This window comes from Variovorax sp. VRV01, assembly GCF_014852545.1.
Taxonomy (GTDB): Bacteria; Pseudomonadota; Gammaproteobacteria; order Burkholderiales; family Burkholderiaceae_C; genus Variovorax; species Variovorax beijingensis_A.
Genome location: NZ_JACVBS010000004.1, coordinates 243,715 through 255,810, shown reverse-complemented (window position 1 = coordinate 255,810; position 12,096 = coordinate 243,715). Strand labels below are relative to the sequence as shown.

The 12,096-nt window shown below is 69.4% G+C and carries 11 protein-coding genes; all 11 read right to left on the bottom strand.

All coding sequences use genetic code 11. The annotated features are described in order from the left end of the window. Nucleotides 1–5 precede the first annotated feature (5 nt). From IB278_RS09500 to IB278_RS09450, 11 genes are read right to left on the bottom strand one after another with little or no spacing between them, the layout of a single operon-like run. Complete coding sequence (locus IB278_RS09500) at nucleotides 6–938, bottom strand: hypothetical protein (protein ID WP_225612828.1); 933 nt, start codon at nucleotides 936–938, stop codon at nucleotides 6–8. Between the two features lie 9 nt (nucleotides 939–947). Then, nucleotides 948–1,880: a hypothetical protein gene (locus IB278_RS09495; protein WP_145744842.1), complete on the bottom strand. Its 933-nt coding sequence runs from the start codon at nucleotides 1,878–1,880 to the stop codon at nucleotides 948–950. Beyond that, nucleotides 1,877–2,974, bottom strand: coding sequence for a glycosyltransferase (locus IB278_RS09490; RefSeq protein ID WP_145744843.1), 1,098 nt, complete (start codon nucleotides 2,972–2,974; stop codon nucleotides 1,877–1,879). The genes IB278_RS09495 and IB278_RS09490 overlap by 4 nt, the downstream gene beginning before the upstream one ends. 8 nt (nucleotides 2,975–2,982) lie before the next feature. Continuing rightward, the gene (locus IB278_RS09485) at nucleotides 2,983–4,305 is read right to left on the bottom strand and encodes a hypothetical protein (protein ID WP_192323283.1); all 1,323 of its coding nucleotides are present in this window, start codon (nucleotides 4,303–4,305) and stop codon (nucleotides 2,983–2,985) included. 45 nt (nucleotides 4,306–4,350) lie between these two features. Then, entirely contained in the window at nucleotides 4,351–5,331 is a 981-nt protein-coding gene (locus IB278_RS09480) for a GDP-L-fucose synthase family protein (RefSeq protein WP_145744847.1), read from the bottom strand. Nucleotides 5,332–5,373: 42 nt separating this feature from the next. After that, nucleotides 5,374–6,036 carry a sugar transferase gene (locus IB278_RS09475; RefSeq protein ID WP_145744849.1) on the bottom strand — a complete coding sequence of 221 codons (663 nt, stop codon included), beginning with the start codon at nucleotides 6,034–6,036 and terminating at the stop codon, nucleotides 5,374–5,376. After that, nucleotides 6,033–8,327, bottom strand: a complete 2,295-nt coding sequence (locus IB278_RS09470) for a polysaccharide biosynthesis tyrosine autokinase (RefSeq protein ID WP_192323282.1) — start codon at nucleotides 8,325–8,327, stop codon at nucleotides 6,033–6,035. Before IB278_RS09470 ends, IB278_RS09475 begins: the two co-directional genes overlap by 4 nt. A gap of 43 nt (nucleotides 8,328–8,370) precedes the next feature. Beyond that, nucleotides 8,371–9,552 (bottom strand): polysaccharide biosynthesis/export family protein, encoded by a 1,182-nt coding sequence (locus IB278_RS09465; RefSeq protein ID WP_192323281.1) that lies wholly within the window; start codon nucleotides 9,550–9,552, stop codon nucleotides 8,371–8,373. Nucleotides 9,553–9,583: 31 nt separating this feature from the next. Then, a complete protein-coding gene (locus IB278_RS09460; protein ID WP_225612827.1) occupies nucleotides 9,584–10,465 on the bottom strand; it encodes an alpha/beta fold hydrolase in 882 nt (293 codons plus the stop codon). Nucleotides 10,466–10,514: 49 nt separating this feature from the next. Next, on the bottom strand, nucleotides 10,515–11,333 hold the full coding sequence (locus IB278_RS09455; RefSeq protein ID WP_192323280.1) for a serine aminopeptidase domain-containing protein: 819 nt from the start codon (nucleotides 11,331–11,333) through the stop codon (nucleotides 10,515–10,517). Further along, the gene (locus IB278_RS09450; protein WP_145744858.1) at nucleotides 11,330–12,091 is read right to left on the bottom strand and encodes a 4'-phosphopantetheinyl transferase family protein; all 762 of its coding nucleotides are present in this window, start codon (nucleotides 12,089–12,091) and stop codon (nucleotides 11,330–11,332) included. The genes IB278_RS09455 and IB278_RS09450 overlap by 4 nt, the downstream gene beginning before the upstream one ends. Between the last annotated feature and the right edge of the window lie 5 nt (nucleotides 12,092–12,096).

Below are 12,096 nucleotides of genomic sequence, written 5' to 3'. Positions count from 1 at the left end.
CGGCGTCATTTCGGTTCGGCCGCGCCGGCAAAGCGCCCGCCGCCCGCGGGGCGCTGCGCGAGCTGGCGCATGCCGAAGGCCCAGTTCTTGGCCCGGCGCGCCAGCCGCAGCGCATAGGTCAGCGCGGCGACCGTGTGCACCCGGCCATGCAGCACGTGCGCCATCGCGATCTTGGCGCCGCCCTGGAAGTGCAGCGCCAGCACGTTCACCAACTCGCCCGCCGGCGTGACCAGGCAGGGCTGGCCGTCGACGAACACGAGGCGCTTGGCGCCGCCCCGGTCCTGGAATTCGTTCACGAGCAGGTTGTGTCCGCCGTTGATGTTGTGGTCGATCACGCGTCCGCCGAACACCCGGTTGATGGGCGCTGCATTGCCGCTCGCATGGGCCCAGAGGTGCAGCAGGGTCATGTCCGACACCCCGCCGCGCACGCCCCGCGCGGCAAACCGCGCCGCGATCGCGCGCAGCTTCCTTCGGCCGCTGGGCGTTGCATACGTGTTGAGCAGGAACGCGATGAACTGCTGCAGGCCTGCGGCGGTCCAGTAGCTGACGTGCGGCGAGATCTGGCAGGGGTCCCAGCCATCGACAGGGCGCAGGTACGAGCCCGAGAAATTCGCCTTTCCAGCCACGCGCCGGATGTGCGCGCCGACGCCGCTGAACAGCAGCACGTCGCTGTCGATCAGCACGAACTCGCGGTGCTCCGGATGGGCGCGCAGATATTCCGACAGCAGGAAGTAGCGCCGGAAGCAGATCTTCTCGAACTCCGGCGGATTGCTCGACAGGTGCACATAGGTGCGGCACAGGCGCTCGTAGCCGGGCCCGGCGTCGGTGCCCGACAGCACGATCAGCGGCTCCCCGGCACGTGCCGCCGATTCGCGGCACAGCAGCAGGGACTTGTTCTGGCGGTCTTCCACCACGATGAAGGCAAGGGAATGGGTCATGGTCATGTCTCAGGGCCGGGGTGCCGTCGCGTTGCGGACCAGCGCGACGTGCGCGGGGAGAAATCGGAAGTCGTCGTCCAGCGGCAGGTCGAGCGTGAAGAGCCCGCTGCGCGCATTCGCCTGCGCGATCCAGCCGCGCACCTGGGCGGCGGTGAAGCGCGGCGGCGTCGGCTGGCCCCAGGAGGCGCCGAGCGGCGTCAGCAGATGGAACTTCAGCTCCGAACGCGGTGCGCTCAGCTGCGCGGGAGGCTGCATGAATTCGCCGGCCATCAGGTTCTGGCACGGCGCGGCCTTGGCGCTGAAGCGCGCCGGGCCTTCGCCCGCATTGAAAGCCAGCCACCGGTCGGGGGCGCCGCTGCGCGCCGCGGCGCACAGCGCATCCCAGCCGGACGGCGAGATGCCCCGGGTGTTGTAGACGCCGTCGAACCACCAGCCCCTGGCAAGCGCGCCGTAGTGCTGCGACCAGTCGCGGATCACCGCAGTCCATGCGGCGATGAAATCTGCCGGCGGCGGCTTCTGCTCGGAGATGTCGCCCAGGCACTCCATCAGCGCTGGGTCTGCCTGCGGCGCGCGAAACGGCAGGTAGAGCACCAGGGCAATGCCGCGGCTGCGCAGCGCGCGGCCGATCTCCAGCGGCAGGTCGCGCGGCGGCCGGTCCGCGGCAGTGTGCGGGCACAGCGCCTCGAGCGCCGCATTCGGCGCGATGTACTGGCCGTTGTTCTGCCCGAGCGTCAGGATGAGGTGGGACGCGCGCATCTGTGCGAGCGACGCCGCAAACGCTTCGACGTCGAAGCGGGCGGCGTCGGCGATCGACTGCCTGTCGGGCAGGTAGTGCACCATCACGCCAAAGCCCGAGTCCGCCGCTGCCGAGGTCGACGCGCAGGCGGCGCCGAGCATCCCCGCCGCGAGCAGCTGTCGAAGAACGCCTGCGCTGCGTGTCATTGCATGGCTCCGGCAAGCGAGACGGCCTCGCGCTTGAGCATGAGATAGCGCCTGGCCACCGCGCCGGGCGCGCAGGCTTCGGCATGCAGCCAGGCCGGCTGCGTGTCCCGGTGCTCGTCCAGGTACCGGGACAGCTGGTCCATGTCGCATGGCTCGCTGCCGATGAGGAAGGCGTAGCCGCCGAACAGCTCGCGGTGCACCGGAATGTCCGAGAGCAGCAGCGGCACACCCAGCGTGGCGGCTTCGGCGGCCGAGAGATTGAAGCCCTCGAAAGCCGACAGCGAGATGAAGGCCGTCGCGCCGCAATAAAGCCGCGTCAGATCCTGGCGCGGGACCAGTCCGCGGTGCCGCACGCAGTTGCCGAGTTCGGGGGCCATGCCGGCGACCATCCGTTTCACCTCGGCCGCGCCGTTGCCCGTGATGTCGAGCCAGTCGACCAGCCCCGCGCGCTTCATGCGCTCGAAGAGCTTCAGCGCGGCGCCGAAATTCTTGTGCGGGTAGTAGTGGTAGGACGCGATCAGGTAGCGCTCGCCCGCGGGCGGCTCGCGGGACGGTCCGGCCGCACTGGCCGAGCCTGCGGCGCGCGTGGCCTCCACCGGGTTGAAGATGACGCTCGCGTGCTCGCAGCGTCCGAAGTGCTGCTCGAAATCCTGCTGGCTGCTCCTGCTGATGAACACCACGTCGGCCGCGCTGCGCGCCACGCGCCGGAGGTTCCAGTCGAGCCACAGGCGCTTGGTGCGGCTGAAGTACGCGGGGTAGTGGCGGTACTGCAGGTCATGGACGATCACGATCGAGTCCCGGTGGCGCCCGAAAAGCGTGAACGGCAGGAAGTAGTTCGGAAACAGCGAGAACACCCGCTCGCCCGAGGCCAGCGCCCGCAGCCGGTGGTAGTTGTAGAGCAGTATCTCGACCAGGAACCGGCTGATGCGCAGGCGCCGCGCCACTGCAAAGAGGTGCGGGTGCCGTTCGCTGACCGGCTGGATGTGGTCGCCCTTGCACAGGCGCATCCGGCGCAGCAGCAGATCGGACACGTTCAGCACGCCGCCCGCGCCGCGGTTGAGGCGGATCGTGTCGTAGAACAGGTACTTGTACATGCTGGACCTCAGGCCGAGCGGGGGGCGTAGCGGGCCGCGCGGCGGCGCACCGCGCGGAAGCGCGAACTCAGCAGGCCGGCGAGCAGCGCCGCAATCAGCCCCGATGCCGCGAACGGCCCCCAGCCGAGGATCGGCCCGCGCAGGAACGGCACGTAGGCGGCCAGCAGCACCAGTGCGCACAGATAGCTGCCTGACAGTGCGGCGCGCGGATCGACCATCCTGTCCAGCACCCGGAAGCCGCCCGAGATCGCGAGGCCGAACATCACCGGCCCGGCCAGCCCGAAGTCGAAGTACGCGGTGGCGAAGGGCGGCAGCGACAGGTTGGACTGCGAGAAGTTGCCCAGGATGGCCGGCCACCCCAGCGGATCGAAGTCCGGAAACAGCTTCAGGTCGCGCGGCAGGATGAACGAGAACGCCGACAGCAGATAGCGCCCCCACCCGAGCTCGGGCTCGGATGCGCGCTCCAGGATGCCGGCCACGACGTACATCGCGTCGAAGTCGGGGCTGAAGGGAAAGGTGGTGAGCGTCTCGCCCCAGAAGCTGCCGCGCGACACCAGGTTGAGCACCGGTCCAAGGCCGGCGATGGCGCCGAAGATCAGCAGGCCCAGCGTCCAGCGCCAGCCCCGGCCCAAGAGATGGATGAAAAGAGGCAGCAGGCCGATCAGCAGGACCTGCCGTGCCGTGTTGACCGGGTTCGCGGCGAATGCAGCCATTGCCAGCGCAAGGCCCGCGGCACACCACGACCAGAACGTGCCGCGGCGCATGGCATGGATCGTCAGTGCCACGAAGCAGATCAGCACGATCAGCTTGGGCAGCGTCGAATAGATGATGTAGTCGACAGGAAGGCTTTCCTCGGTTCCCGGGATGCCGCGCGCGATGAAGTTCAGCTCGGGGCGGATGAACAGCGAAGCGAAGGCCGAGACCGCGCCGCTCAGGAGCAGCAGGGCCGGGTGGGCCACGCCGGCCGCCGGCAGCTCGGGCGCCGCGTGCGCGCGCGCCGGCGCCGGTGCCTCGGGCAGGCCCAGCCGGGCTGCTTCGACGCCCGCCATGTAGAGCAGCAGCAGCGTGAACGCCTGCATGTGCGCGACCGGGCCGATCACCCCCGTGTCCCAGAACGAGACGTCGGCGGCGATCTGCATCGCCGGCGCCACCGAGAAGTAGGTCAGGATCGTGGCGTAGTGGATCAGCAGGAAGACGCTGGCCCCCGGCGCGCGGAGCATCGACAGCTGGACCAGCGACAGCACGCACACCGCCGCATAGCCCCAGGCCGGCTCGAGCAAGCCGCACAGGAAGGCGATGGCGATGCCTGACCAGAAGGAGAGCGCTCTCATGGGAGGCCTTGTGCTTGTGGTTGAGTGCGGGGAGCCGGCGCGGGCTCAGGCATGCGCCAATTCCTGGGCGGCAGGCTGCAGCGACTTCTGGTAGTCCGCATAGGTGCGATGCAAGCCCTCGGCCAGCGATACCGTGGGGTGCCATCCGATGGCAGCCGCGCACGACACGTCGAGCAGCTTCCGGGGCGCGCCGTCCGGCCGCGAGGGATCGAAGCGGATGCGGCCCCGGTAGCCCACGACCTCGCCGATCAGTTGCGCCAGTTCGGCGATCGTCTGGTCCTCGCCCATGCCCAGGTTGATGTGGGCGCACATCGGCGTGGTGTGCTGCTCGTAGCCCGCGCGGCTCAGGCCCATCACGGTGGTGCAGCCTTCGGCCATGTCGTCGACGTAGAGGAACTCGCGCCTGGCCTGGCCCGTGCCCCAGATCAGCACTTCGGGCGCATTGGTGGTCTTGGCAAGATGGAAGCGGCGGATCAGCGCCGGCACCACGTGGCTGTTCTCGGCGTGGTAGTTGTCCCCGGGGCCGTACAGGTTGCACGGCATCACGCTGCGGTAGTCGATGCCGTGCGAGGCGCCGTACTGGCGGTTGTAGCTCTCGCACAGCTTGATGCCGGCGATCTTTGCGATGGCGTAGGGCTCGTTGGTCGGCTCGAGCTGGCCGCCGAGCAGCGCGTCCTCGCGGATCGGCTGCTCGGTCAGCCGCGGATAGATGCAGCTGGAGCCGAGGAACAGCAGGCGCTTGACGTTCGCCAGAAAGGCCTGGTGCGTGACATTGGCGGCAATCAGCAGGTTCTGGTAGATGAACTCCGCCGGATAGGTCATGTTGGCGTGGATGCCGCCGACCTTCGCTGCCGCCAGGTACACCTGGTCGACGCGCTCGGTGGCGAAGAAACGGCGAACGGCCTCCTGGTCGAGCAGATCGAGTTCCTCGTGGCTGCGCGTGACGACCTCGTGCCCGAGGCTGCCCAGACGCTTCACGAGCGACTGCCCCACCATGCCGCGATGACCAGCAACGTAGATACGCATATGTTCTTTCGGTTAAAGGTTGAGGGTTGAGGGATGTGGCGCCTAGCGCGAGCCGCGTGCCCCGGCCACCACGAGAAAAGTCTTCAAGAGGATCGCGATGTCCTGGCGGATCGAGAGGGTGGCGACGTAGTCCGCGTCCATCGCCGCGCGGCGCCGGTAGCTGATCTCGTTGCGCCCGCTCACCTGCCACAGCCCGGTGATGCCGGGCCGCACGGCGCAGTAGCTGCTCCAATAGACGCCGTACAGCTCCTTCTGGGCAAACATGCAGGGCCTCGGGCCGACCACGCTCATGTCGCCCTTGAGCACGTTCCAGAACTGGGGCAGTTCGTCCAGGCTGTACTTGCGCAGCACCGCGCCGAAGCGCGTGATGCGCGGATCACGGTCGAGCTTCTGGTACATCTCCCATTGCCGCCGGGCCGCCTCGTTGCCGCGCAGGTAGCGCTCCAGCACGGCGTCGGCATCGGGCACCATGGTGCGGAACTTGTAGAAGCTGAAGACGCGCCCGTCCCGGCCGTAGCGCGGCTGCTTGTAGATGCCCGGCTTGCCGGAAGTCAGCAGCACGCCGATCCAGACCAGCGCGAACGCCCATCCGAGCACAAGGAAGAAGCCGCCTGCCAGCAGCACGTCCACGGCCCGCTTGGTGCCCATCAGCAGCCGTGAATTGCCAGACGGATGGACGGTGGCATTCGATCGCAGTGTGTTCATGATGCGGCGCTCGCACGGGCAGGTTGGGGAAGCTCGGCAACCGCGCTCGGGTACTCGTGCACCCGCGGCTGGTAGCCGCCGTAGCGGTAGGCCAGCTTGCCGTAGTAGCGGCGGCTGGTGTCCATCGCGTTCAGCACCACGCCCTGGAACTGCGCGCCGGCATGCCGCAGCTGGTTCGCGCTTTCCGACAGGTCGCCCAGTTCGTTGTCGCCGGCGCGCGCCACCATCAGCAGCGTGCCCATGCAGGCTGCCAGCTCGGCCGTCTCCGAGGCGAGCAGCATCGGCGGCGTGTCCACGATCACCACGTCATAGCGTTCCGAGGCCTTTTCGAGAACCTCGGCAAAGGCGTCGCTCGTCAGGAGCGCGCTCGGGTCCGTGGGCAGCGCCCCGGTGGTCATCACGTCCAGGTGCCCGAGCACGTCCGTGTGGATGGCGTTCTGGAATTCGATCGAGCCGCGGATCAGATCCGACAGGCCGCCGCGGCGCTTCAGCCCGAACATGGCTGCCACGCTGCTGCGCCGCAGATCGGCGTCGATCAGCAGCACGCGGCGGCCGGTCGAGGCGATCACGGCCGCGAGATTGCCCGACACGAAGGTCTTGCCCGCGCCCGGCGTGGCGCTGGAGATCATCACGCGGTTGTTCGAGGCCTTGGGCATGGCGAACTTCAGCGCCGTGCGCAGCCGCCGCAGCCCCTCCAGCGCCGGGTCGTTCGGATGCTGCGCCGCCAGCAGGTGCACGCCGGGCTTGCCGTGGCGAATGGCGCGGTCGAGCAGGGGCTGGTGCGCGCTGAGCGTCACGGTGCTGTAGACGTCCAGGCCCGTGTGGGTCTCGATCTCGGCCGGGCTGGCGATGGTCTTGCGCCACGACCGGCGCAGGAACGCCGAGCCCGCCGCGAACGAAAGGCCCGCGATCAGCGCGATGCCCATGACGATCGAGGGCTTGGGCCGGATCGGCTTTTCCGGCAGCAGCGCCTGGTCGAGCACCCGCACGTTGCCGATCCGCCCCTCCCTGGCGAGCCGCATCTGCAGCGAGCTGTTGAGCAGCGACACGTACAGGTCGGTGTTGACCTTGATGTCCCGCTGCATGCGCAGCGAGTTCTGCTGCAGCATGGGCATGCGGCGGATGCGCTGCTCCACGCCCCCGAGGGCCTTCCTGAGCGAAGCGATCTGTGCGTCGATGGTCATCACGCTCGGGTCCCTGGACGTGAAGCGCTCGGAGAGCTCGATGCGCTTCTGCGTGGCATCGAACAGCTTCGTCTGCAGTTCCAGGTTCTGCGACAGCGCATTGCGCGCCTCGTCGTCCAGGCTGACGGTTCCGTTCTGGTTGCGGTACTGGTTGTAGATTTCCTCGGACTGCTCCAGCTGCAGCTTGAGCTTGGGCAGCTCGGAGCCCAGGAAGTTGAGGGCGCGCTGTGCCTGCGCCGTCTTCTGGTCGATGTTCACGCGCACATAGAGCTGCGCGATTTCATTGAGCAGGTTGGCCAGCTGCGTCCGGTTGCCGTCGCGCCAGCTCACTTCCACCACCGATGACTGCTTGCCCTTCTCGATCACGCGCAACTCGCGCTGCAGCTCGAGCAGCACGAGCTGCTTGGACTGGCGCACCAGCTCGAAGGCCGCGCCGGGCAGGCCCGAGATCGAGCCCACCAGCAGATGGATCGGGCCGAGCGGGGTCTGCGCATCGAGCGGCAGGCCGACGGTGCCGGCGAGCGGCTTGTCCAGCTTGGGGTGGGTCAGCGTGTACGCACCGTTCGCGCCCGCGGTCAGCAGGAAGCGCTTGCCTTCGAGATCCGCCGGCACGTCCATCTGCGCGACCACGATCCGTTCGTTGCCGCTCACGTAACCCGACAGGCCCGCGAAGCCCGGCTCGGAGAGCGTCTTGGCGCGGCGCGCCAGCCAGGCGCCGACGAGCGGCACATACAGCGGCTGCGCCTCGATGTAGAGCTTGGTGTTCTCGATCGCCTGGTCGAGCACCAGGCGCGACTTGAGGATCTCGGCCTCGCCCGCGGTCGGCGTCTTGGCGTTGAGCGCGTTGCTCGCGGAGTCGCCCACCAGCGTGCCGCCCGAGCGGTCCGGGTCCTCGACCTGGATCAGCACGTTGGCTTCGTACACGCGCGGGCCGAACATGGCGTAGGCCGCGCCCAGCAGCAGCGCGACAGCGGTGATGCCCGCGATCTTCCATCGGCTGTCCAGCAGCAGGTCGACATGCTCCCGGAGCCTGGAAGGAGGGTTGTCGGAAGCCTCGGCGTCCGGGGCCGAGGGAGCGGGGAGTACAGGTTGCCAGTGCGCATTCATGAGGATCACCTTTGTGTGTTGCCTGGACGGGTGGGGCGCGGCTTCAGCGGCGGCTGGTGGTGCCGCCGAGGTTCACGATCTGCGCGGCGGGAAGGATCAGGCTGATCACCCGGTTCCAGCGCGCCAGCGGCACGGGGTCGACGTAGACCACGTCGCGTGGCTGCAGCTCGAAGCGGTCGGCCAGCGCCAGCGCCACGGGGTTCTTCGCATCGAGGTGGAACACCTCGGGCACGTCGCCGCTCGAGTTGCGCACCACGTAGATCTGGTCGGTCGACGCGGTCTGCAGCGCCGGGCCGCCCGCATCGCCCAGCGCCTCGTTCAGGCTCAGCCGGCCGTCGCGCATCGGCAAGGCGGTGGGGCGCTGGATCTCGCCCATCACGTAGATGCGGCTGTCGTCGCGGCTGCCCACGTTCACGATGTCGCCGTTCTGCAACGGGATGCGGGTCGGGTCGAGTCCCAGGCGCCGAAGCAGCGGCAGGTCGATCACCATCGTGCGTTCTCCGCGCGTCAGCGACACGCGCGAACGGTCGCCAGCCGGGGTGATGCTGCCGGCGCGGTTGATGGCCTCGGCCAGCGTCATCGGCACGTCGGTGAAGATCTGCAGGCCCGGCGTGCGGACCTCGCCCTCCACATAGACGCGCCGGCTGCGGAACGTCTGGATCCTGACGCTCACGAGCGGATCCTTGACGAAGGGCGCGATCTTGCGCGAGATCATCTCGGCAGCGGACCTCTCCGTCATGCCCTCGATCTTGGTGCGGCCGACGTAGGGAAAGCTGATCTCGCCCTCGCCATCGACGATGAAGCCGGGCGCGACGCTCACCCCGGTCGGGTCCGACTGCTGCGAGATGACCGTGCCCGCGTTGGGCATCAGCTCGGGATGGCGATAGACCACGATGCCGACCACGTCGCCCGGGGCGATCGTGTAGGCCGGCGCCTTGCCGAACAGCTGCCGCACATCGGCCGGCAGCGCGGCGGGGTTGCGCGTTGCCATCGTGCGGATCAGCTCGGGCGTGATGGAGACGATCTTCGGTTCGCCCCGCGCACCGCTGCCGCTCGAGCGGTAGGCGCCCCAGTTGCCGCCGTCGGGCGGGCCGAAGCCCGGAACCCCGCAGCCGGCCAGGCACAGCGGCAGCAACAGCAGCGCCGCCGATCGGATGCGGACGCGGGCGCGGGCGGGAACGGCGCGGGCGATGCGCAAGGAACTGGCCGGAGCGAGGTGTGCCATGGGATGTGTCCTTTCTTCCTGGGGAATCGGTTCACTGCGGGACGTAGGCGCCGCGCGCGGGGCGCTCCACGAGGGGTGCGAGCGGGCTCGGGCTGGTGCTGGGGCTGCGGCGCTCGGGGCCGGCGCTGATGGCGCAGGCGGCCACCCAGCCGCCGACGGAGCGCAGGAACAGCTGCTGTCCCCGCACCGTGCACAGCGTGTGGTCGGCATCGCGCATGAATTCGTACTGCACGGCCTGCGCGAACGGCTCGCCGCGGAACGGGCCGAGCTGGTCGCGGTCGTGGTCGCAGACATGCAGCGAGCCCGAATAGAGCAGTTGCACCGCCACCTTGCGCTCGACCAGGCGCCGCATGGTGGCGCCGAACCACACGGCGTTGACCTCGGGCGGCTTGCGTTCCACGAAGAAGCCGGGCAGCGGCTTGTTCGAATGGCTGGGCAGCAGGTGGCGCTGCAGCCAGCGCTTGGCCTTGCCCGCGAACGATGGATGCGCGGGCGCCGCCAGGGCGCGCCGCAGCGTGCGTTCCCAGCGCGAGCGCCGGTCCGGAAAAGCGAAGCCGTCGAACAGCGAGAGCGCCACCACGCGCGTGTCCGTCGCGGCCGTGGTCATGGCGTGCTCCACGCCCGAGCACATGCCCACGATCGCGAACTTGCGGATGCCCAGCATGCTCTCGAGAAGGTCCATGCCGGCGCGCAGGTCGCGCACCGCGCGGACCTGCACGTCGCACGAGGCGTCGGATGCGTCGCTGTCCCCCAGGCCCCCGAGGTCGAAGCGCAGGCTGCTCACGCCGCGCGCGGCCAGGACGTGTGCCAGCTTCACGTTGATGCGGCGCGGCCCGACCCGGTGGTTGACGCCCATGTTGAGCATCAGGCAGGCGACGTCGGCCGGCGCCCGGTACATGGGAATGGTGATCATGCCCATCAGTGCGTTTCCCGGTCCGAAGCGGACGGGGCATTGCGTCATGTCATTCATGGAGGGCACCCTGCAAGCGGTTGAGCGCGTCGGCCGGAACCATGGCGCTGTTGGGATAGGGATCGGCGGTCCAGTCGAGCCGGTGCTGGAAATAGGCGAGCCGCACCGGCATGTGGCGCGACTGCTGCTCGGCCGCCCATTGCGCGGTGTGCTGGTCGTCGGGCGAGGTCAGCACCAGCGTGTCGTGCAGGGCGGTGAGCGGCAGCGACTCGGGCGCCAGCGCGCCGAGCTGCGTGCGCAGCGTGGGCGACAGCACGGTGCCCAGTGCTTCCTCGGGCAGCGCCTCGGGATCGTGCGCGAGGTTGCGGCGCCAGGCCAGGTCCGGAATGCAGAAGGTCGTGTCGATGGCCGCCACATGCCGCTCGCGCAGGTGGCGCGCATAGCGCCGGCCGTCGATCACCGGCTCCCACAGCACGAGCCGCGCCGGGTCGCAGCGTCCGTTGCGCGCCGCCAGCACGGCCAGGGTGGCGCCGAGCCGCGCGCCGATCCAGACGATGCGGCTTCCCGGGGCCCTGCGGCGCAGCTCCTCGTGGGCCGAGCACAGGTCGCGGCGCCAGCCGTCGAGCTCTCCTTCGCTCTCATCGCCGGGCGAGTCGCCCGCACCGTGGAAGTCGAAGCGCAGGGTGGCGATGCCCGAGCGCGCGAGGCGCTCGGCCAGCACCTTGAAGAAGCGGTAGGTCCGCAGGCCCTCCTGGCCGAAGGGCGGGCACACGAGCACCGCGGTACTTCCGGGCCGCCCGTCGCCAGCGGCATGGAACACGCCGAAGATCTGGCGCGACGCCGGCCCGAACATGAAGGGGTACGCGTTCATTGCGGCGTCCTTGGCGCTGCGCGCCTTTCCGCCGAGCGGGAGCGGGCACAGGTCTGGGCCGCGAAACCCGGCATGCTGGCGCGCACATGCGTCTGCCGCCATTCCGCAATCGCTCCCACGCTGTCCACGCGCAGCGGCGCGGGCTGCAGCACGAGCCACAGGATCCGGCCGGCCACGGGCACCTCCACGCTCCGGCAGTCCGGCTCCAGCCCCACCTCGAAGCGCTCGGTCGGCACGACCAGCCCGAGACCGATGGCCTTGAGGCAGGCTTCCTTGCGCGTCCAGCAGGTCAGGAAGGCGTGCTCGCGCTCGGCGGCGGGCAGGGCCAGCAGCGCTTCGTTCTCGCTGTCCGTGAAATGCTGCGCGGCAAGCGCGAGCGCATCGGGAATCGGCCGCAGCAGTTCGACGTCGGCCCCCAGCGGACCGCGTTCGCCGATGGCGAGCAGTCCCAGCCCCAGGCTGTGGCTCAGCGAGAACCGCACCCGCGGCCAGCCCGACAGCGAAGGCTTGCCGAATGCGCTGCGGGTGAAGCGCAGCGCCTCGGGGCGCTCGCCGGTGTGCGCGGCCAGCGCACAGCGCAGCGCGGCATGCGCGGCAACGAAGCGCTGCCGGTCAGCCTCGAAGCGGAACTGCGCGGCGCGCTCCAGTTCGTCGTCGCAGAGGAGCCGCTCGGCCTCGGGGCCGGGCTCGCCGTCCAGCTCCAGATACCGGCAGACCGGTGCATCGACGGAAGTCAGGGAGAAAGCTGCGGAGCCCATGATGA

Excerpts from the sequence above, each read along its gene's own strand:
- IB278_RS09480 (WP_145744847.1), bottom strand. The coding sequence starts at position 5,331 with ATGCGTATCTACGTTGCTGGTCATCGCGGCATGGTGGGGCAGTCGCTC.
- IB278_RS09455 (WP_192323280.1), bottom strand. The coding sequence starts at position 11,333 with ATGAACGCGTACCCCTTCATGTTCGGGCCGGCGTCGCGCCAGATCTTC.
- IB278_RS09495 (WP_145744842.1), bottom strand. The coding sequence starts at position 1,880 with ATGACACGCAGCGCAGGCGTTCTTCGACAGCTGCTCGCGGCGGGGATG.
- IB278_RS09500 (WP_225612828.1), bottom strand. The coding sequence starts at position 938 with ATGACCCATTCCCTTGCCTTCATCGTGGTGGAAGACCGCCAGAACAAG.
- IB278_RS09485 (WP_192323283.1), bottom strand. The coding sequence starts at position 4,305 with ATGAGAGCGCTCTCCTTCTGGTCAGGCATCGCCATCGCCTTCCTGTGC.
- IB278_RS09460 (WP_225612827.1), bottom strand. The coding sequence starts at position 10,465 with ATGATCACCATTCCCATGTACCGGGCGCCGGCCGACGTCGCCTGCCTG.
- IB278_RS09490 (WP_145744843.1), bottom strand. The coding sequence starts at position 2,974 with ATGTACAAGTACCTGTTCTACGACACGATCCGCCTCAACCGCGGCGCG.
- IB278_RS09475 (WP_145744849.1), bottom strand. The coding sequence starts at position 6,036 with ATGAACACACTGCGATCGAATGCCACCGTCCATCCGTCTGGCAATTCA.
- IB278_RS09465 (WP_192323281.1), bottom strand. The coding sequence starts at position 9,552 with ATGGCACACCTCGCTCCGGCCAGTTCCTTGCGCATCGCCCGCGCCGTT.
- IB278_RS09470 (WP_192323282.1), bottom strand. The coding sequence starts at position 8,327 with ATGAATGCGCACTGGCAACCTGTACTCCCCGCTCCCTCGGCCCCGGAC.
- IB278_RS09450 (WP_145744858.1), bottom strand. The coding sequence starts at position 12,091 with ATGGGCTCCGCAGCTTTCTCCCTGACTTCCGTCGATGCACCGGTCTGC.